Annotated in this window: 19 protein-coding genes; 3 read left to right on the top strand and 16 right to left on the bottom strand. The window is 66.5% G+C overall.

Translation table 11 applies throughout. The features are described from left to right. Positions 1 to 85: 85 nt before the first annotated feature. A complete protein-coding gene (gene hpnH / locus ASF34_RS16820; protein WP_018044393.1) occupies positions 86 to 1,249 on the bottom strand; it encodes an adenosyl-hopene transferase HpnH in 1,164 nt (387 codons plus the stop codon). Between the two features lie 604 nt (positions 1,250 to 1,853). On the opposite strand from hpnH, the gene ASF34_RS16815 reads away from it, so the two are divergent. Further along, complete coding sequence (locus ASF34_RS16815; protein ID WP_056162585.1) at positions 1,854 to 4,520, top strand: MMPL family transporter; 2,667 nt, start codon at positions 1,854 to 1,856, stop codon at positions 4,518 to 4,520. A gap of 87 nt (positions 4,521 to 4,607) precedes the next feature. On the opposite strand, the gene hpnK is transcribed toward ASF34_RS16815, so the two are convergent. The 6 genes from hpnK to ASF34_RS16785 all read right to left on the bottom strand — a co-directional run bounded on the left by hpnK (position 4,608) and on the right by ASF34_RS16785 (position 11,165). Beyond that, positions 4,608 to 5,456, bottom strand: a complete 849-nt coding sequence (gene hpnK / locus ASF34_RS16810; RefSeq protein WP_056162582.1) for a hopanoid biosynthesis-associated protein HpnK — start codon at positions 5,454 to 5,456, stop codon at positions 4,608 to 4,610. 2 nt (positions 5,457 to 5,458) lie between these two features. After that, positions 5,459 to 6,250, bottom strand: a complete 792-nt coding sequence (locus ASF34_RS16805; protein WP_056162579.1) for an SPFH domain-containing protein — start codon at positions 6,248 to 6,250, stop codon at positions 5,459 to 5,461. A gap of 336 nt (positions 6,251 to 6,586) precedes the next feature. Beyond that, positions 6,587 to 8,020, bottom strand: coding sequence for a hopanoid biosynthesis associated radical SAM protein HpnJ (hpnJ, locus tag ASF34_RS16800; RefSeq protein WP_056162575.1), 1,434 nt, complete (start codon positions 8,018 to 8,020; stop codon positions 6,587 to 6,589). Between the two features lie 58 nt (positions 8,021 to 8,078). After that, positions 8,079 to 9,293 (bottom strand): bacteriohopanetetrol glucosamine biosynthesis glycosyltransferase HpnI, encoded by a 1,215-nt coding sequence (gene hpnI / locus ASF34_RS16795; protein WP_056162570.1) that lies wholly within the window; start codon positions 9,291 to 9,293, stop codon positions 8,079 to 8,081. Positions 9,294 to 9,399: 106 nt separating this feature from the next. Beyond that, positions 9,400 to 10,023: an MlaC/ttg2D family ABC transporter substrate-binding protein gene (locus ASF34_RS16790; protein ID WP_056162567.1), complete on the bottom strand. Its 624-nt coding sequence runs from the start codon at positions 10,021 to 10,023 to the stop codon at positions 9,400 to 9,402. Continuing rightward, positions 10,014 to 11,165, bottom strand: coding sequence for a flippase-like domain-containing protein (locus ASF34_RS16785; protein WP_056162565.1), 1,152 nt, complete (start codon positions 11,163 to 11,165; stop codon positions 10,014 to 10,016). The genes ASF34_RS16790 and ASF34_RS16785 overlap by 10 nt, the downstream gene beginning before the upstream one ends. Positions 11,166 to 11,378: 213 nt before the next feature. On the opposite strand from ASF34_RS16785, the gene ASF34_RS16780 reads away from it, so the two are divergent. Both ASF34_RS16780 and ASF34_RS16775 read left to right on the top strand, forming a co-directional pair. Beyond that, positions 11,379 to 12,560, top strand: coding sequence for a hypothetical protein (locus tag ASF34_RS16780; RefSeq protein ID WP_056146623.1), 1,182 nt, complete (start codon positions 11,379 to 11,381; stop codon positions 12,558 to 12,560). Positions 12,561 to 12,741: 181 nt separating this feature from the next. Continuing rightward, a complete protein-coding gene (locus ASF34_RS16775) occupies positions 12,742 to 13,569 on the top strand; it encodes a MipA/OmpV family protein (protein ID WP_018044402.1) in 828 nt (275 codons plus the stop codon). Between the two features lie 36 nt (positions 13,570 to 13,605). On the opposite strand, the gene ASF34_RS16770 is transcribed toward ASF34_RS16775, so the two are convergent. The 9 genes from ASF34_RS16770 to ASF34_RS16730 form a co-directional block, all read right to left on the bottom strand. Continuing rightward, positions 13,606 to 13,839: a hypothetical protein gene (locus ASF34_RS16770; RefSeq protein ID WP_056146480.1), complete on the bottom strand. Its 234-nt coding sequence runs from the start codon at positions 13,837 to 13,839 to the stop codon at positions 13,606 to 13,608. 74 nt (positions 13,840 to 13,913) lie between these two features. Beyond that, positions 13,914 to 14,525: a glutathione S-transferase family protein gene (locus ASF34_RS16765; RefSeq protein ID WP_056162667.1), complete on the bottom strand. Its 612-nt coding sequence runs from the start codon at positions 14,523 to 14,525 to the stop codon at positions 13,914 to 13,916. Positions 14,526 to 14,639: 114 nt separating this feature from the next. Next, positions 14,640 to 15,821, bottom strand: coding sequence for a poly(ethylene terephthalate) hydrolase family protein (locus ASF34_RS16760; protein ID WP_056162560.1), 1,182 nt, complete (start codon positions 15,819 to 15,821; stop codon positions 14,640 to 14,642). Between the two features lie 158 nt (positions 15,822 to 15,979). Then, positions 15,980 to 16,189: a hypothetical protein gene (locus ASF34_RS16755; protein ID WP_244479026.1), complete on the bottom strand. Its 210-nt coding sequence runs from the start codon at positions 16,187 to 16,189 to the stop codon at positions 15,980 to 15,982. A 111-nt stretch (positions 16,190 to 16,300) separates the two neighbouring features. After that, entirely contained in the window at positions 16,301 to 16,735 is a 435-nt protein-coding gene (locus ASF34_RS16750) for a response regulator (protein WP_026176030.1), read from the bottom strand. 236 nt (positions 16,736 to 16,971) lie between these two features. Beyond that, positions 16,972 to 17,871 (bottom strand): dienelactone hydrolase family protein, encoded by a 900-nt coding sequence (locus ASF34_RS16745; protein WP_056162557.1) that lies wholly within the window; start codon positions 17,869 to 17,871, stop codon positions 16,972 to 16,974. A gap of 70 nt (positions 17,872 to 17,941) precedes the next feature. Then, the gene (locus ASF34_RS16740) at positions 17,942 to 18,403 is read right to left on the bottom strand and encodes a hypothetical protein (protein WP_056146474.1); all 462 of its coding nucleotides are present in this window, start codon (positions 18,401 to 18,403) and stop codon (positions 17,942 to 17,944) included. Positions 18,404 to 18,560: 157 nt separating this feature from the next. Continuing rightward, the gene (locus ASF34_RS16735) at positions 18,561 to 19,046 is read right to left on the bottom strand and encodes a DUF192 domain-containing protein (protein WP_056162554.1); all 486 of its coding nucleotides are present in this window, start codon (positions 19,044 to 19,046) and stop codon (positions 18,561 to 18,563) included. Positions 19,047 to 19,058: 12 nt separating this feature from the next. After that, on the bottom strand, positions 19,059 to 19,676 hold the full coding sequence (locus tag ASF34_RS16730; RefSeq protein WP_018044411.1) for a cold-shock protein: 618 nt from the start codon (positions 19,674 to 19,676) through the stop codon (positions 19,059 to 19,061). Between the last annotated feature and the right edge of the window lie 341 nt (positions 19,677 to 20,017).

Raw genomic sequence — 20,017 nt, 5'->3', positions numbered from 1 at the left:
CATCATCTCGGCGCATACAAAGAAGCCCCGCGCTGCATCGGCAGCGCGGGGCTTTCGTTTCGGGCACGCATCGCGTGCGGCGGGTTCAGGCCGCCGTGCGGTTGCGCGCCTCGCGCTTGGTGTCGACGCCCGAAGCTTTGATCTCGGACAGCTTCTGCGCGACGTTGCGCGAGAACACGAACTCGGCCGGGCGCTGGTTCTCGAGGCTGACCTCGGGAGCCATCTCGCCTTCGGTCTTGATGCCGCGGATGGCGTGGATCAGCGGCTTCCACGGCTTCTTCACTGAATCGACCACCGAGGACGCCTCGTAGCCGGAATGGACCATGCAGTCGGCGCACTTCTCGTAGTTGCCGGTGCCGTAGGAATCCCAGTCGGTCTCCTCCATCAGCTCCTTGAAGGTGGCCGCGTAGCCCTCGCCGAGAAGGTAGCAGGGCTTCTGCCAGCCGAACACGGTACGGGTCGGGTTGCCCCACGGGGTGCAATGGTAGGTCTGGTTGCCGGCCAGGAAGTCGAGGAACAGGCCCGACTGCTGGAAGGTCCAGTTCTGGCGGCCCTTCTCCTTGCCGTGCCGGAACACGCCGCGGAACAGGTCCTTCGTCGCCTTGCGGTTGAGGAAGTGCTGCTGGTCGGGAGCGCGCTCGTAGGCGTAGCCGGGGGAGACGGTGATGCCGTCGATCCCGAGCTTCGTCACGGTGTCGAAGAAGTCGGCGATCTTGTCCGCCGAGGAATTGTTGAAGAAGGTGCAGTTGATGGTGACGCGGAAGCCCATCTCTTTGGCCTTCGCGATGGCGGAGACGGCCTTGTCGTAGACGCCGCGCTGGCACACCGACTGGTCGTGCATCTCCTTGTCGCCATCGAGATGGATCGACCAGGTGAAGTACGGACTGGGCTTGTAGTCCTTGATCTTCTTCTCGAGCAGCAGCGCGTTCGTGCACACGATCGCGAATTTCTTCTGCGCGATGATGCCTTCGACGATCTGCGGCAGATCCTTGTGCAGAAGCGGCTCGCCGCCGGCGATCACGACCATGGGTGCGCCGCACTCACGCACGGATTCCAGGGCGTCAGCCACCGGCAGACGCTTGTTCAGGATCTCGTCCGGATAGTCGATCTTCCCGCAGCCGGCGCAGGCGAGATTGCAGCGGAACAGCGGCTCCATCATCATCACGAGCGGGTAGCGCTTGCGACCGGTGAGGTGCTGCTTGAGAATGTAGCCGCCAATCTTCGCGACGTAACGGAGGGGAATACCCAAGACGCGGCTCCTTGTTTTTGGCCCCGATATGAACCGGTGCATTACCGCGAAAAGCGGCGAAATTCCAGCGCACTAGGCTGGAACAGATCTTGATCCGCCCGCGCGGCCAGCGCACGATGCGTGTTTGAGCGGTGATGGGGCAATACGGCCACAGGGGAGGCGCATGTCGTCGCGCTTCCGATACTGGCGATATCCTGTCCTTATGCCGAAGCGTGGTGCTTTTTCCTATTCGGCCAGCGAATGTCAGAACTGCGCGCCCTTACAGCGACGGGTGTCCCGCCCACGGCCTTGGACAACGTTCCGTCGAGGCGTCGACATGGTGCGGTGCGCAGGCGCACATGACTTCGACCGCAGGACAAGAGCATGGGGCCGCGTTGCATTTCCGCCTGCCGATGAGTACGGACACCCTCGTTCGAGGCTGGCCGTCGCAGAGGCATGACACGTCTCGATATACCGCCGGGACTCGTGGATTGCCTCGACAGGTGGTAACCGACCCTTGGACCAAGACCGGTTCCGCGCCGAGATCGTCGCCTGTCGCTCGCATCCGCGAGACCGGGCGGTCTCGTTCAGGTGAGGCCCGCGTCGCTAGTCAGGCAGGATACTTGTGATCGAACGTCTCGTTGCGTTTTCCGTCCAACGCCGCTGGTTGGTCATCGGCCTGGTGGCGCTCCTCACTGTCGGAAGCGCGGCGCTCGCCGCCCATCTCTTCCGGATCAACACCGATGTCGAGCGTCTCATCGACACGGATGTGCCCTGGCGCCAGGACGAGATCAACTACGAGAAGGCGTTTCCGCAACGGACGGGCACCCTCGTCGCCGTCATCGACGGCAAGACGCCCGAGGTCGCCGAACAGGCCGCGGCCACGTTGGCCCAGGCCCTCCTGGACCATCCGAATCAGATCGAGACGGTCTACCGCCCGGATGGCGGCCCGTTCTACGACAAGAACGGCTTCCTGCTGATGCCGCAGGAAGAGCTCACCAAGACCATGGACCAGCTCGTCCAGCAGCAGGGACTGCTCGGTCCGCTCGCCGCCGACCCGTCCCTCCGCGGCCTCATGCGGGTGCTCGGCCTCGGCGCCCGGGGCATCAAAAGCGGCGACGCCAAGCTCGAGGATCTCGACGGTCCGATGACACGGATCGACGAGGTGCTGCGCAAGGTGCTGGCGGGAGAGCCGGCCCGCCTGTCCTGGCAGCTGCTTCTCTCCAACGGCAAGGCCCAGGGTACGGAACTCCGCAAGTTCATCATGATTCAGCCCAAGCTGGATTACGCGGCGCTCCAGCCGGGCGCCGAAGCCTCCGCCCTGGTCCGGCGCATCGCCACCGACCTGAAGATCAACACGCTCGGCGGCCTCGACGCGGCGGACAACCCGCGCATGCGCCTCACCGGCCCGGTGGCCGTGGCGGATGACGAATTCGCCACCCTCGCCGAGGACGCGTTCCTCAACTACAGCGTCACGGCCGGCGCCATCATCCTGTTCGTCTGGCTGGCCCTGCGTTCGGCCTCCCTCGTCGGCGCCGTCCTGATCACCACCTTCGCCGGCCTCATCGTCACCGCGGCCCTCGGCCTGCTGATGGTGGGCGAGCTGAACCCGATCTCCGTGGCCTTCGCCGCCCTGTTCGTGGGGCTCGGGATCGATTTCGGGATCCAGTTCGCGGTGCGATACCGGGCCGACCGGTTCGAGCAACCGGATCTGGCGAACGCCATCCGTGCCGCCGCGCGGGGCGTCGGCTGGTCCTTGAGTCTCGCCGCCATCTCCCTTGTGGCGGGGTTCTTCGCGTTCCTGCCCACGGCGTTCCGCGGCGTGTCGGAGCTCGGCCTCATCGCCGGCGTCGGTATGATCGTCGCCTATCTCTTCTCTCTCACCCTGCTCCCTGCCCTCATCGCGGTGTTCAAGCCGAAGGGCGAGGCGCGGGCCGTGGAGACGACATGGCTCGCCGGCGTCGACCACTGGATCATCCAGAACCGCAAGATCGTGCTCATCATCGTCGGCGTGATCACGGTGGCGGGCATTCCGCTGCTGTTCAAGCTGCCCTTCGATTCCAACCCGATGCACCTGCGCAGCACCAAGGTGGAATCGATCTCGACCTATCTCGACCTGATCAAGGACCCGGAGACGAGCCCCAACCTCATCGACGTGATCGCGCCGAACGTACAGGCGGTGCCCGAGCTCGCGGCCAAGCTGAAGGCCCTGCCCTCGGTCGCCCGGGTGATCGACATCGACACGTTCGTCCCCCCGGATCAGGATCAGAAGCTCGCGACCATCGCCGAGACGGCCGAGCTCCTCGGACCCATCCTCAACCCGGCGAGGAAGCCGCCGCCGCCCACCGACGCCGACACGGTGAAGGCGCTGAAGGAGGCGGCCACCGCCCTCAAGGGCATCGCCACCGGTGACGCCGCCGGAGCCAAGGCCGCGGGTGCGCTCTCCGGCACCCTCGATTCCCTCGCTTCGGCCACGCCGCAGCTGCGTCAGGCCGCCAACGTGGCGGTCACCACCGATCTCGCCACCCTGCTCAACCGCCTGCGCGGCATGCTGGCCCCCGAGAAGGTCACCCTCGCCAACATTCCGCCGAAGCTGAAGGCCGAGTGGATCGCCGCCGACGGCCGCGCCCGGATCGAGGTGCATCCGAGCGGTGACGCCAACGACAATGTCGTGTTGCGCCGTTTCGCCAAGGAGGTGCAGACCGTTGCCCCGCACGCGACCGGCGCGCCAGTGGCGACGACCTCGTCGAGCTACACCATCCTAGGCGCCTTCGTGCAGGCGGCGCTGACGGCGCTGGTGGCGATCTTCATCATCCTGTCGGTGGCCCTGCGGAAGCCCTGGGACGTGGCGATGACCCTCGGCCCGCTGGTGCTCGCCACGCTATGGACGCTGATGGCGCTGCATGTGGTCGGCATGCCGCTCAACTTCGCCAACATCATCGCCCTGCCGCTGATGCTCGCCGTGGGCGTGGCCTTCCACATCTACTACGTCATCGCCTGGCGGGCGGGCGTCACCGACATGCTGGCCTCCAGCCTGACGCGGGCGATCTTCTTCTCCGCCCTGACCACCGGCACGGCCTTCGGCTCCCTGGTCCTGTCGAGTCATCCCGGCACGGCCAGCATGGGCAAGCTCCTCGCCCTGTCGCTGTTCTTCACCCTCATCGCCGCGTTCTTCGTGGTCCCGGCCTTCCTCGGCCCGCCGCCGAAAAAGCCGGACCCGAAGCGCCCCGAGGGCGAGGACGCCGTGGCAGGGTTCAGGGCGGCAAAGCCCGAGCCCGTGGCCATGAAGTAGGGCCAGGGACCGGTCCGTAAAAAAGCGGCCGTCGCGTGAAGCGACGGCCGCTTTTTCTTTGATGGGGATCGGGTCGCGGTCGACCGCCTACGCGAAATCGGAAAACCCCCCCCTCACCGCCCCGGATTCCGCCAGGGCCGCGATCGTCTCCGGCGCGACCAGGGCGTCGCGCTCGGCGGCATAGGCATAGCCGGGTGCCTCGCCCGGAAAGCCGCCGCCGGTGGCGGGATGGGTATAGAGCTCGGTCAGGCCGTCGGGCAGGTGGCGGAGGAGCCCCGCCACGCGCCGCGGTGTCATCGCGCCGGACCATGCCAGCCCCAACGTGCGATCGGGGATCAGCAGGCCCGCCTGACGGGCGCGGACGGCGAGGAGGCCGGCCCAGGGGGCGATGTCGAGGGCGGGTTTCGGCTTGGCCCCCGGCTCGGCGGCGCGCAGCACGGCGCGAGGCTCGCGCGGCACCCGGATCGCCCGCATGCCGTAGCCGCGGCCGATCGCCAGGACGCGCCCGGCGATGAGGGGATGCACGTGGAAATGCTTGTGGGCGTTGACGTGGTCGAGGGGGAGGCCCGTCGCCTTGTACGCCTCGAACTGCGCCGTGATCTCCGCCGAGAGCTGACGGCGCGCCGATGGCTTCACCGCGAGGTCGAGGCCGAGGCGGCCCATGTCGCTGCGGATCAGGCCGTCCGGTCCGACGAGGTCGGGCAGGTCGGCGGCGGGCAGGGTCGGCCACGCCTCCACCATGACGAGGTGGAGGCCGACGCGCAGGGACGGCAAGCGCCGCGCGCGCGCCACGGCGTCCGCGGCGGCGGGCGCGCCCACCATCAGGCTGGCGGCCGTGAGGATGCCCTCGCGATGGGCCTGCTCCACCGCCTCGTTGACCGCCGGGCTCAGGCCGAAATCGTCGGCGGTGACGATCAGGCGTTTCTTATGAGCCACGCTCAGTCCTCGTCGGGGTAAGCCGCGCCACCACCGGGCGCCGATGCGGCGAAGGCCTCGCGGCCGAGCACCAAGGTCGCTCCGCCCTTGCCGCCCGACGTCGAGAGCGCCTGGAGCAGGCGCAGGTTCATGAGTTCCGGATTGCCCTTCAGCATCCGGGCTGAATTGGCCAGGGAGCGAAGGGCGGCCTGCTCGGCGCGCGCCCGCTCCAGGGAGGCCTGGCCCTCGAGCCGCGCCCGTTCGACCTCGGCATAAAGTCGGCGAACCTCGGGTGGCAGGGTCACGGCGCTGACGGTCGCACCGGTGATCCGGCAACCGGCGACGGGCCCGTCGAGGAAGGCGAGAAGTGCGGCGTCGAGGGTGGGGCGCTCGGACAGCAGGGTTTCGAGCGTACGGGCCGCCGCGAGCCGGATCAGGGCATCGGTTCCTGCGCGCTGCAGGCTGTCCCGGTAGCGGTTCTCATGGGCGACGCGCGGTTCCACCACCTCGAAGACCAGCGTGGCCGACAGGCGGAAGGAAAGCCGGTCCCCGCTGGTGACTTCGACGCCGTGCAGGCCTTCGAACGTTGGGACGTTCGGCAAGGTCACCACGAGACGGTCGCCCCACCCGAGGGTCCGGTAGCGCCCGGGCGGCAGATCTCCGGCAAAGCGCCCGTCGCAATAGAGCAGCCCGTGCTCCCATTCGTGCACGATGCGGGACAGGGGGCCGCGGAACGCGCGGTGCGTCCGCGTGATCGCGAGGCCGCACACGAAGGCGAGCGCGCCGACGACGAAAAGGATGGACAGCTCGGACATCGCACCCTTCCCCTTGGCCGATCACCCTCCGGCGCCGCGGGGACGGGGCGGAGGCACGTGGCCTGCAGGGCCCGATCCCGGCTGCCCGAGGGCCGGCGCCGGAGAGCTTTCGAGGCTGCCGAAACAGCGGAACGACGAATCCTCTCATCGCTGACCGCGCCGGAAGGCGTCGCGCGACCGGTTCCGTCGGGGAAAGCGTCTAAAGCATGATTCGGAAAGGGGGAACCGGCTTTTTCGCCTCTCGCCCGCGGCTCTGCGAACGACTGGGTCCCTGCCGGAAACGAAAACGGCCGGGCAGCGAGCCCGGCCGTCATGCGTCGATGCGAGAGCCGAGGCTCAGGCGGCTTTGGCGGTGCCCTGGCGCTCCTTGAGGAAGCGGTAGAACTCCACGCCTTCGCGCAGGCGGCGCTTCATCATGTCGGGCGAACGGACCATTTCGGAGACGATGGAGGCGATCTTGGGAGCGCGGAAATAGAACTTCCGGTAGAACTCCTCCACCGCCGCGAAGATCTCGGAATGCGACAGGTGCGGGTAATGCAGCGGCGCGATCTGCACGCCGTTCTCATCGACGAGCTCGGCGTTCGCGATGTCGAGCCAGCCGTTCTCCACGGCCTGCTTGTAGAGGAAGGTGCCCGGATAGGGGGCTGCCAGCGATGCTTGGATCGTGTGCGGGTTGATGCGCTTGGCGAAGGCGATCGTCTCCTGGATCGTCTCACGGGTCTCGCCGGGCAGGCCGACGATGAAGGTGCCGTGGATGGCGATGCCGAGGTCGTGGCAATCCTTGGTGAACCGCTCGGCCACCTCGACGCGCATGCCCTTCTTGATGTTGTTGAGGATCTGCTGGTTGCCGGATTCGTAGCCGACGAGAAGCAGGCGCAGGCCGTTCTCCTTGAGCACCTTCAGGGTGTCGCGCGGAACGTTCGCCTTGGCGTTGCACGACCAGGTGACGCCGAGCTTGCCGAGTTCGCGGGCGATTTCCTCGGCGCGCGGCAGGTTGTCGGTGAAGGTGTCGTCGTCGAAGAAGAACTCCTTCGTCTGCGGGAACTCCTTCAGGCAGTACTTGATCTCCTCGATCACGTGCGCGACCGAGCGGGTGCGGTAGGTGTGGCCGCCCACGGTCTGCGGCCAGAGGCAGAAGGTGCAGCGGCTCTTGCAGCCGCGGCCGGAATAGAACGAGATGTAGGGGTGCTTGAGGTACCCGATGAAGTACTTCTCCATCTGGAGATCGCGCTTGTAGACGCTCGTCACGAACGGAAGCTGGTCCATGTCGGTCATGATCTCGCGGTCCACGTTGTGGATCACGACACCGTTGGTGTTCCGGTAGGACAGGCCCTTGATCTCGGACATCGGAGTGCCGTCGGCGACTTCCTTGACGGTGAAGTCGAACTCGTTGCGGGCGCAGAAATCGATGCACGGGGCCTGGGCCATGGCGCCGGCCGCGTCGACCGCGACCTTGGCGCCGATGAGCCCGGCGATGAGCTTCGGGTTGGCGGCCTTGAGCGCCTCGACGGTCTTCACGTCGGACTTGAACGACGGCACCGAGGTGTGGAGCACCACGAGGTCGAAATCATTGGCCTGAGCCACGATCTCGGGAAGCTTGATGTTGTGCGGCGGCGCGTCGATCAGCTTCGAGTTCGGCACCAGGGCCGCCGGCTGGGCGAGCCAGGTCGGGTACCAGAACGACTTGATCTCGCGCTTGGCCTGGTAGCGGGAGCCCGCGCCGCCGTCGAAACCGTCGAAGGTGGGAGCCTGGAGGAAAAGCGTGCGCATGGGGTTCAAGGCCTCAGCGAGAAAGGAAAAAGGGCGGACGGGACGCTAAAAGCGAAGATCAGAGCGAGGATGCACCAGCATCATGGCCGAGGCTTCGCTCGGGGATCAGTGTGCCATCTGCAACCACCCGATAATCGTGACCTTTCCATGTCACCGCCCCCGAGACGAAGCTCCAAGAGAAGTTCATGAAGGAGAGGATGTCGCGAATCGGCAACAGCCAGTAGGGGTGCGGAGCGAGGCCGAAGGCGCGCTCCAGGCGGACGCAGAGGATGATGCGGCAGGCGAGCGCCAGGGCCGCCACCACGAGGCCGCTCGTATCGGCGCCGGGGATCAGGGCACCGATGAGGGCCAGCGGGAAGGCGTGGGTGACGATGGAGCCGGCATAGCCGGCCGGATCGACGTTGCGGATGGTCCGGTTCCAGCGCAGCTCGTGCTTCCACAGGCCGGCGAGATCGGTGTCGACGCAGGTATGCCCGATGGTGAAGGTCGGGATCGCCACGAGGCCGCCCCTGGCGCGGAGGGCCTCGCCCACGGCGTAATCGTCGGCGAGATCGTCGCGGAAGGCCTCGAAACCGCCCATCTCGGCCAAGGCCGTGGTGGTGAAGGCGATGGTGGAGCCGAAGCAGGGCTTGGCGAGGCCGAGCGAGGTGCCCATCACGACGTTGGGCAGGAACTGCACGTCGATGGCCAGCGCCGAGAGATGCGCCCAGATTCCGCGATGGGCCGGTACGCCGTGATAGAGGCAGGTGACGCCGTTCACGCCCGGCTGCCCGAGCTCGGCGACGATCCGTTCGAGGTAGTCGGGCCTCGCCACCATGTCGCTGTCGGCCAGCACGATCACGTCATGGGCGATCTGGGCCGACATGTTGATGAGGTTGGAGACCTTGCGGTTCGAGCCGTGCTGGCGCGCATCGATGACGAGATCGAGCTTCAGGTCGGGATAGGTTTCCGCGAGGCGGCGCACCACGGCGATCGCCGGGTCCGTGGCGTTCTGCACGCCGAACACCACCTGCATCGGGCCGGTGTAATCCTGGCGGCAGAAAGTCTCGAGATTCTCGTAGAGATTGGGCTCCATGCCGCAGAGCGGCTTCAGGATGGTCACCGAGGGACGCGCGGCGTTCGCCGTCAGGACCGGGAGGGGGCGGCGTGCGTAGCGGCCGGCCAGGAAGGCAGCCGTCAACCCGTAGACGCAGCCGGCCAGGGCCATGAGCTGGAACACGAGTGAGAGCCAGCTCAGGCTCGCCGAAGGCAGATCCGTCAAGGTGAGGTCCATGATGGGCGAAGCTCGGTCACGGTTTGGATGAGGGTGCCGCTGGGTCGGGACGACGGCACGGGTGGGTTCGTCCGGCCAGGCCCGGCGAGGGGCGTCTGGCCTGCGTCTAAGGCTTTGGTTTGGCGGCGAGCATCGCCGCCGTCCGATCGCGAAGGAATTTCAGCAGGCTTTCCGCCCCGCCCGCCTTCAGCGGATCGGCGAAGCTGCCGCGCATGGCGGCGATCTCGCTGACGTTGCCGTTGAGGTAGACGTCCTGGATGCGGTTGCCCGAGCCGACGAGGTAATCGATCTGCGAGGCGTCGCCATCCGCATTGGCGACCTCGGTCTGGACCACGCGGTTCTGCCCGCGCGCCTCGCTCTCGGGCTTGATGTCGAACTTGCCGCCGGCAGCCTGGGACAGGCGGGTGGCATAAGTCGCGGTGAAATACTGTTTGAAGGCTTCCGTCAGCGCGCCCTGCTGCTCGGGCGTGAAGCCCTTCCATTTCGCACCCACGGCGACCCGCGCCATGGTGGCGAAGTCCATGCTCTGGTCGAGGACCGGGCCGATGACGAGCGCGCGGCTCTTCACGTCGGCCTCGGGCGCCTTGAGAGCGCCCTCGAAGCTGGCATAGAGCCCGCGCACGGTCTGCACCGCCGCATCCTCGGCGGCGCGGGCAGCCGTTCCCGACAGGAGGGTGACGGCGAGGAGGGTCGAGGCGGCGAGCCCCGATGCGAAGCCGCTCACGCGCATTTCCGCAGCGTCCCCATATCGCTCTCCATCGACCGCAACACGGTGTGGTTTCCCACGAGGTTGGCGGGCACCCGCGACACCGGCATGGCGTCCAGGCTCACCGCCCGGGCGATGTCACCCCCGGCTTTCGCCGTTCCCTGCTCCACGGACACCGGGTCCTGAGAGGTCCGGTCTTCCGTGTCCGGCGCGTCCTTCTTGCCTTCCATGAAGTGCCAGGCCACCAGGCCGGGCACGCCGACCATGAGATCGGCCAGGCGCTTCACCAGGGAGAGCGCCAGGGCGGCTTCGGCGGGGATGCCGAAGATCGCGCAGAGGGCGATGAGGCCGCCTTCCTGGGCGCCTAGCGCCCCCGGCACCGCGAAGGCCGCGCCACGGACCGCCTGGGCCAGGCTCTCGATCACGATGGCCTCGGCCACGGTCACCGGATAGCCCATGAAGTGCAGCGCCACGTAGACCTCGGCCGCACCGATGATCCAGCCGATCATGTGCACGCCCATGGCGCCGATGACCCGCTTGGGCGAGGAATAAAGTCTGCGCAGGCCGTCATAGAGCACGTCGACCGCGCCGAGGGCCCGCCATTCGCGGGCGGCGGCGAAGCGGTTCAGCATGGCCTGGATGACCCGGTGGCCGCTGCGGCGCTGGATCAGGAAGAAGGCGCCGAGGGCCGGGGCGGCGATGGCGAGACCGCCGGCGACGGTGCGCACTACGGGGCCGTCGCCGTGCAGCCAGGCGAGCAGGGCGACGCCGCCGACCGTGAAGAGGAACTGGGTGACCGCCTGCGTCATCAGGTCGACGAACATGCTGGCGCCGGCGAGCCCCCCGGAGACGCCGCGCTGCGCCAGGAGCCGGGCGCCGACGAAATCGCCGCCGACGGTGGCCACGGGAAGGAGCGTGTTGATGCCCTCGCGGACGAAGCGCAGGGAGACGCAGTTCCACAGGCCCGGGCGGTCGGCCCGCGGGAACACGGCGAACCAGCCGAGTCCGGCCCAGCCCACGGCGACGGCGCGTACAACCACGACGATGGCGGCGCCCCAGCCGGCGCTCACCAAAGCGGCGGCGACATCATCCAGTCCCGATGACAAGAACAGGCCTGCAACCGTGCAGAGGCCGACGATGAGGGCCAATGTCGTCAGACGCTTCATGATCCCCCTTCGACCGTCGGCGCGGACGATTTTTTAGAGAAATTCACCGACCCCCCGGACGAAAAACCTTCCGGAAAACGTTGGCATCATCGGAAGTTGCAGCTTTGGATTTCGTTGTCTATCACCCGATAGACACAGTGCGGGCCAAAGCGGCGATGGGGCCTGAGCCTCGAAGAAACAGCCGCATTTTAAGGCGCGACCAAGGGACGAATGATGGACCGCGAAGCTTTCACCACGGCCCGGGACGCCGTGCTCGCCGACGCGCAGATCGATGCTTACGACACCGCCCCGGCCGACTATCGCGGCACTCCCGCCCCGAAATCTCCGGTCATGGCATGGAACGAGTGGGACCCTCTTGAGGAGGTGATCGTCGGCAGCCTCGACGGCGCGACCATTCCGTCCCACCATCTCACGGTGATCTTCAACCTGCCGCGTGCCGCGCAGCCGTTCTACCGGTTCGCCGCGGGCTTCCGCTATCCGAAGTTCATGAAGAAGCTCGCCCAGGCCGAGCTGGACAACTTCATCACGATCCTCGCCGGCGAGGGCGTGAAAGTCCGCCGTCCCGACACGGTGGATTTCTCGCGCAAGTACAACGCACCCCGCTGGTCGTCCCGCGGCTTCTGCGTCGCCTGCCCGCGCGACCCGTACCTCGTGATCGGCGACGAGATCATCGAGAGCCCGATGTGCTGGCGCTCGCGCTATTTCGAGGGCGATGCCTACCGCTCGCTGTTCAAGGAATATTTTCGCAACGGCGCACGATGGACCTCGGCGCCCCGGCCGCAATTGACGGACGAGCTCTACAATTACGATTACCGCGTGCCGAACCTGAAGGCCGGCGAGCCGATGCAGTTCACGGTCAACGAGTTCGAGCCGGTCTTCGACGCGGCCGATTTCGTCCGCTGCGGCCGCGACCTCTTCGTCACCCGGTCCAACGTGACGAACCTCATGGGCATCGAGTGGCTGCGCCGCCACCTCGGCTCGGGCTTCCGCGTCCACGAGATCGAGAGCCGCTGCCCGCAGCCGATGCATATCGACTCGTCCTTCATGCCGCTGGCCCCGGGCAAGGTGCTGGTGAACCCGGATTATATCGACGTCGAGAAGCTGCCAGCCGTGCTCAAGAAGTGGGACGTGCTGATCGCGCCCCGCCCCGATCCGGTGGAGGGCTTCATGAGCAAGATCTCGATGTGCTCGCCCTGGACTTCGATCAACGTGCTCGCCATCGACGAGAAGAAGATCGTCGTCGACGCGAGCCAGCCGACCTTGATCAAGGCCCTGAAGGATTGGGGCTTCGATCCGATCCCGGCGCCGTTCCTCTCCTACGGTCCGTTCGGCGGCTCGTTCCACTGCGCGACCCTCGATGTGCGCCGTCGCGGTGCTCTGAAGTCCTACTTCTAGCCTCGAGATCGCTTCGGCGCGCCTGTCGTGCCGAAGCGTCTTTCCGACAGTGCCAACATAGGTCTGTCGTCACGTCGGGTTTGTCGTGATGCGTTAGGGATTTGTGTCTATGACATCGCTCATGGACACGATGTTTCCCAACCCATCCTCGCGCCCTGCTCAACGGACGGGGCTTGGCGCCATGCCGGCCCTGGCTCTCGCGGGCTCGCTCATGGCGGCGGGTGCGGCGGGAGCGGCCGACCTCATGGAGATTGAGCGGCCGCCGACGTTCCTCGCCCTCGACCAGAACCTTTGGGTCGTGACGGTGACGGCGACGGTGCAGGCGACGCCGAGTTTTCCTGGGTCGAACGAGTATACCGCCATCGGCTACCCGTCGATCAGCATCGCCAAGGCCGGTACGCCACGCCGGTTCTCATCGCCCGATGACGGGATCAGCGTCTCACTCTACGATTCGCCGCTCTTCAATGCCGGTTTGACGGCGGAGTACGTGCCCGGCCGCTATTACGGCGACAACCGGCGGGACCTGTTCGGTCTGCGCGATGCCCAGTTCGCCATCGAGCCGGGTGTCTTCGTCGAGTATTACCCCACGCAATGGCTTCGCGCCCGGGCCGAGTTGCGCCATGGGATCTTCGGGCATCATGGCTTCGTCGGCTCGCTCGGCGCGGACGTGATCCAGCCCTTCGACCGCTGGCAGGTCTCGGTGGGCCCGCGCTTCAACTTCGGCGATGCCAGCTTCGCCCGGCGCTATTTCGGTGTTCAGCCATTCGAGGCGGCGCTCAACGGGACGCTGACCCCGTTCCGACCCGACAGCTACGTCACGGTCGGCGCCTTGGGCGCTGCGACCTACACGTTCGACGAGCGGTGGGCCGCGACGGGATATGTCGGCTATAATCGCATCGTCGGTTCATCCGCCGACAGCCCGCTGGTGCGCCGCCAGTTCGGGTCGCAGAATCAGTACACGTTCGGTGTGAAGGTGAATTACAGCTTCACCACGCAGCCCTGGTTCTAGAGAACAACGTCCGAGACGTGTCGCCCGGCCGTTGTTTCACCCGGCGACACGGGGCCGGACTCTTCCGCCCGGAACCGGCGGCGTGGCGAGTGCCCGTCGCCATGTGCATCCGGCGAGGGCGAGGGCGAGCCCGTATTGGAGCAACCCGTTCTCGGCGAGGTCTGCCGGCGCGATCTGTGCCTGGATCGCCCAGCGCGTCAGGACATTGAGCAGGATGAGGCCGGCGCAGAAGGCGGCGGCGGTGATCAGGGCGGCGACGAAATCGGGCATGGCACGACCTCCGGAGAACCGGATTTCGAACTAGCAAGGCGCGCGCCAGCCTTTCCCCACGAACGATGTCCGGTTCAGGCCGCCGGCGGCTTCGTCGCCTCCATGGCGGGGTGCGCGGCAAAGCTCGTGAACCAGGCCGCCAGATCCGGGTACTTCTGCTTCCAGCCGAGTTCGGTGAAGCGCAGGTCGAGATATCCGAGGGCGCAGGCGATGCTGATCGTCCCGATATCGACCCGGTCGGCAAAGCCTCCCGCCCGGTCGTCGAGGGTCGCCAGGGCGCTTCGTATCTTGGCCTCCTGGCCGTCCATCCAGGCGACGGAGCGTTCGGAAGCGTCGCGGGCCGTGAGTTCGTAGCGGATCAGCAGGGCCGCATCGAGGATGCCGTCGGCGATGGATTGCTCGTTGAGCGCCGTCCAGCGGGCGGGGCCGGCCGGGGGGAACAGCCCTCCGCCGGCGCGGGCATCGAGATATTCGCAGATCACCCGGCTGTCGGCCAAGGCATGGCCCTCGTCATCGAGGAGGGTCGGCACCTGCGCCATTGGGTGATGGGCGAGGATGGTACCGTCGCGCTTCACCGGATGCGCGGCGCTCGGCAGCAACTCGATACGGTCGACGAGGCCCAGGACATGAGCGCAGGCCATGACCTTCCGCGCGAAGGGCGAGAAGTGCGAATGGAACAGCTTCATCGGGACCTTCCGGGCTCGGTTCGTCGGCATGAGGGGGAACCGGCCCGCTTTCGGCAAAAGTTGTCGCAAAGGCAAGCCCCGGCGACCTGCCGATCGCGCGCGAAGGGGCCGCGATCAGGGCCGGCGGGCGGGCTTCGGCTTGGGCGGTGCGACGGACGCAGGCACCGGGGCCACCGGCGCGGCCACCCGCGCGGGGCGGGGCGTTTCCACGGCGAGACGTTTCACCGGCCAGCCGTCGCTCCAGCGCTCCATGTCGCTGAAACGCGGATTGGCCTTGAGGCTCGTCGGATCCCCGCCGAACGCCGCGGCCGCGGCCAGATCGAACGTCTTCCAGTAGGCGAGATAGTCGAGACTGTCCGCGCGGGAATTGTTGAGTTGAGCCAGCAGCGTCGTCTGTTCGCCGGTCAGCGACATGTCGGCCGACCATTTGAATGGGGCCGGCGGCTGCTTGGGATCCTTCGGGGGCTCCGGCGGCAGCTTGATGGCACCCCCGTCATAGGCGGTGTCCACGGCGCCCGGCGAGGTCAATGTCGCCGTGAGCGACGGGAAACCGTGATCGTCGGAGAGCGCGCGGATGAAGAGCTTGCGCTCGGGCGCGACGGCACTCGCTTCGCGCAGGAGGCGTCTGGCGGCAAGGTCGGCGGCGCGGGCATCCCGGTCGCCTATGACGGTGATGACCAGGGTCTCGGGATCGATCTTCGACAGGTCGCGCAAAACGATCCCCCGGGATTTGGCATCGCTCGCGATCCCGCCCGGCATGATCGCGAAGACGAGGCGAGGCACCGGCAGGCCCGCATCCCCGGCGTCGGCCGCGAGGTTGGCGGCAATCGGTGCACCCGCGAGGTGGCCAATGAGGGCGACGCGCTTCAGGTCGGGCTTGGCATCGGGATCGGTCTCGAGATCCGCGAGGGCGGCCTTCACCAGTTTCTCCGCATTGCCGGTGGCATCCGCCGGCCTCGTCCGGTTGATCTCCTGGAAGCGGGGAAACACGACGAGATACCCGGCCCTGGCGAGGTGATCGATCCATGCTCCGTAAGGCAACGGGTTGGGCGAACCCCAGGCGTGCAGGAAAACGACGACGGGTCGCCCTTCCGCCGGTGCCGCACCGGCCGCGTGGAAGACGAAGGTCGCCGCACTGGCGCGTCCGAGCGCCCGTTTCACGATGGAGACGGAGCGATCTCCAATCCCGCCCGGGCCTTGGGCGGGCTGATTGGGCGGTGTCGCGCCGAGAACCGGTTCGCACAACGACGCGACGACAAGCGAGGCGCCGAGAACGAGGCAGGCTTTCAAACGCATGACGGGCTCGTCAGATCGATCCGGAGGGGCGCGCCCGGAATATCAGGTTTTCAGCGATGAAGGCGAGACGATCCCGGTCTCCCACCAAGTCCTGACGGATTGCGTCATTCGGGCCGCACCAATGGTAGGATCAGGATCGCGACAAGAGAGACATCGCCCTATCGCGTCTCCGCTCCCGGATTGCATCTGTCGTCGATGAGCTTCGCCAGACGAAGCAACTCCTCAGGCACGGAATGGTCGATGATCTCGCTGTACATCGTGCGCAGATTGTCGCCGACATTCTGCATCATCCTCGACTCCGAGTAGACGGTATACGATTGTCCTGATCGACTGATATTGGCCATGGTCATCGTGGCGGTGGTGCGCATTTGAAGCTCGTGCAGTCTGGTTCCATCAATCATGAACCCATTGACCAACGGCTGGCGCCGAAGAAGTTTCCTTTTAAACTGGGATAATTGTGGCTGCCGGCCGAACGACCATCAGGGGGTGTTGCCGCCGATCCTGTCGATGCCCGGCCCTTGCTCGGGCGTGCGGCCTGAAGCCTCTTCGACCCAGGCCAGGATATCCGATGCCCGCCACGGCTTCGGGATGAAGGTCGCGGAAACCCGCAGGTCACTCGGCTGATCGCCGGCATCGCCGGAGGTCAGCAGAACCCGCACGCGGGGCCAGGTGACGCCGATGATCCGGGCGAGTTCGAAACCGCCGATGGGACCGGGGGTACGCACATCGGAGAAGACGACGCTCACCGCACCGTCCTTCTCGTTCAGGATTGCCAAGGCTCGCTCGGCGGTTTCCGCCTCGATGACGCTGAAGCCGGTCTCTTCCAGTAAAGCGGCCGCGAGAAATCGCTCGTCGGGTTCGTCCTCCACGACGAGGATCACCGGTTTCGCGCCCGATGGATTCACAGCACTCATGGGTCCGGAACGCTCTTCAAGGCTGACGGCCGCATCGGCCGCCATCCCAGCAACGCTATGTAGTCCTGCCCGTCAATGTGTCGATCCAGCGCTCGGATCATGAATTTCGACGGGTTCGCGCCGCAAAATCATGATCAAGGTGCCGGTTTCTCAATTCTTGCAGAGGGAACGCTCTCACGGGAGGTGGCTGATCCCCCCGTCGAGCCATTCTTCGCGCCGGTGCACTGCGGTACGATTTACCCGACCCCGTGGCTTTTGAGAAACGCCAGAGCGCGAGCCCAACCCTGCTCGGCGCTGTCCTTGCGATAGCTCGGCCGGTAATCGGCGTGAAACCCGTGCGGCGCCTCCGGGAACACGACGAGCTCGACGCTGCGCCCCGCGGCGTTCGCCCGGTCGCGGGCGTCCTCGACGCTGGCCACGGGAATGCCCGTATCGGCGCCGCCGTAGATCGCGAGGAGTGGTGCATGGAGATCGGTCGCCACGTCCCCCGCCGTTTTGGGCTGAAGCTCCGTGCGGTCGCCGCCGAGCGGGCCGTACCACGCCACCGCTGCCTTCAGGTCGCGTCTGTGCGCCGCGTAGAGCCATGCTCCGCGTCCTCCGCGACACCAACCCATCGTGCCGATCCGCCCGGCATCGGCTTTCGAATCGGCGATGGCCCAGGATGAAGCGGCGTCGAGATCCGCGATCCACTGGGCGTCCGGGGTCTTCAGGATGACATCGCGGACGATCGCCTTCACGTCCGTCATCTTCGAGAGATCGCCTTGCCGCGCGTAAAGTTCGGGCGCGACCGCGCAATAGCCGACCTTGGCCAGCCGACGGCAAACATCCTTGATGTATTCGTGAACCCCGAAAATCTCTTCGATGACGAGAATCAGGGGAAACGGACCCGCCCCTTCGGGCATCGCCCGATAACCCGGCATCGGCCCGTCGGCCGCCGGAATCTTCACCTCACCGGCAACGAGACCGGCCGAATCCGTCGTGACCACCTGCGCCTGCGCATTCGCCTCGGCCAGGGTGAACCCGGCGATGAGGCTCGTCATGACGAAGCCCCGCCGCGAGAAGGGCGGGACCACGAGCCCGTCGAGGCCGCCCAGTCCCTTGCTCCGCTGGTCCTTGTCCGTCCCGTGATCGTCCATGGGATGCTCTCCTGCCCGGCGCCGTACGACGCGTCTTCAGACAACTAGAGTATCACCGGCCGAGGTCACGTCAGGACAGGGCCGCGCGCACCATCTCGACCTCGTCCTTCCGGCCGGCACCATTGCGATGCGGGGACGGACGGTTATCCGACGCGGCGGGCCGCCGCCGGGCTATGGATTTCGGACGCACCAGTTCCGCCAGCTTGGTGAAGCCTTCGCTGCCGGGCTGACCGCCCTGCCCCATCCGGAGACCGAAGCCGGTGACGAAGGACTGCGCCAAAGCCTCGTCGCGCTCCACATCGAACAGATCGGCGGCCGCCTGGAACGCCTCACGGAACGGGCGCAGGGAACACCAGCTCTTCTCCGCAAGATGGAGCGGCCATTCCCAAAGGCCCGTCTCGGAGCGCCGCCCCAACCCGTCGCGCGCGATGAAATATCCGGTCCCGCGATGCTCCAGACCATCCGCGATCACGCGCCAGTCGGCGTTCTCGAACAGGACCACTTCTTCGCTCGAAGCCTCGAGATCGATCATCGCGTTCCCCTGCCATCGTCGAGGAGTGCGCTGACGCAGGCTCACTCACTCATGGAACAATGAGGGAACATTGGTGGGAAACCGAGCGGGCGTCAAGACGCTTGTTCACGCTGCGTTCGCTTAAGACCGCCCGTCGAGGACGACCGATACTCAGTGTTCAGCGCGATCCGAACATCGTGTGCTCGACCTGATCGCCCGCCTTGATGCCGAGCTTGGCCGTCGTGCCGGCGTTGAGTTCCAGCACCGCCAGCACCGGTTCGCCCGATGGGATGACCTTGGTCGACAGGGGCTCGGTATTCGTCGCAATCCGGGCGATGCTGCCGTCGGGCCGGATGAAGAGCATGTCGAGGGGCAGGTAGGTGTTCTTCATCCACATGGCGACGCGTTCGACTTTCTGGAAGTCGAACAGCATGCCGTGATCGAGCGGCATCGAGCGGCGAAACATCAGGCCGCGCGAGCGCGATTCGTCGTCCCGCATCACCTCGACGGAAAAGCTGTGCCGGGTACCCCTGCTGGCGATTTCCAGAGGTTCCGTCGCTGCGACCTCCTGAGCGGTGGCCGCGCCGAGGCCCGCCAGGATGGCGACGAGGATCAGGAGCGCGCGCAAGGGCGCGAACGAGCGGGCGTCGTTGAACGATGTCACGTGGTCATTCCGTCAGTGGGAGGCGGGCAGCGCGCCGTCCAGAAGCCGAACCTCGGCCGCCATCTTGCCCTTCGAACCGTCGCCATACCGAACGAGAACGGTCTCACCGGGCTTCAGTTCGGCGATGCCGTAGCGACGCAACGTTTCCATATGGACGAAGATGTCGGGAGAGCCGTCGCCACGGCTGAGGAAGCCGAATCCGCGCAGACGGTTGAACCACTTCACCACCGCCGTCTCGAGTCCGCTCGTCGCCGTCACGCTCACATGGGTGCGGGGCATGGGGAGTTCGGACGGATGCGTCGCCGTCGACTGATCGAGGGAGATCACCCGGAAAGCCTGCCAGCCACGCGGCCGCTCGGTGGCTTCCACCACGATCCGTGCGCCCTCGCTCGCCGCCTGATGTCCATCGCGGCGAAGGCAGGTGATGTGAACCAGCACGTCGGCGGAGCCGTCGTCCGGCAGGATGAAGCCGAACCCTTTCGAGACGTCGAACCACTTGATGCGGCCTGACACCTCGACGAGGTCGAGGGGGCGCAGCACCTCTCCGTCGGCGAGATCGGTGCTTCGCCCGTTGGCCGATTCCCCCGAGGCGTGAAGCCCATGCGCGCCTGATCCGACATCGTCCGACATGTAAGCAACCCACACCGAATCACGCGTCGCGATCCGCACCACAGATTAACAAAGTCACAACCCGGCGGAAGCCCGTTTGACCGACAACGACTGCGGCGATTGATACATTCTTCAGCATATCGGCTCGGGCGCAACAGGCCGTCCGGGACGCGGCATTTGCGCCGAATCTTTTCCGAGGCCTCTATCGCAGATCCTCTCTGCCGATTGGCGGGGCGTGTTCGGGCCGATCGCGATCGGTCGCCGTCATGTCGGGAGAAGCCCTGCATTTGTTCATCGCGCCGGAGCGAACGGATGATCCCGTGATCGGCGGTGCCCTTGCGTTGGGCTCACCACCGGCGATA

The sequence above is a fragment of the Methylobacterium sp. Leaf106 genome, from assembly GCF_001422895.1.
GTDB classification, from domain to species: domain Bacteria; phylum Pseudomonadota; class Alphaproteobacteria; order Rhizobiales; family Beijerinckiaceae; genus Methylobacterium; species Methylobacterium bullatum.
Note: the sequence above shows the minus strand (reverse complement) of the source record. Positions and strands in the feature narration are given on the sequence as shown.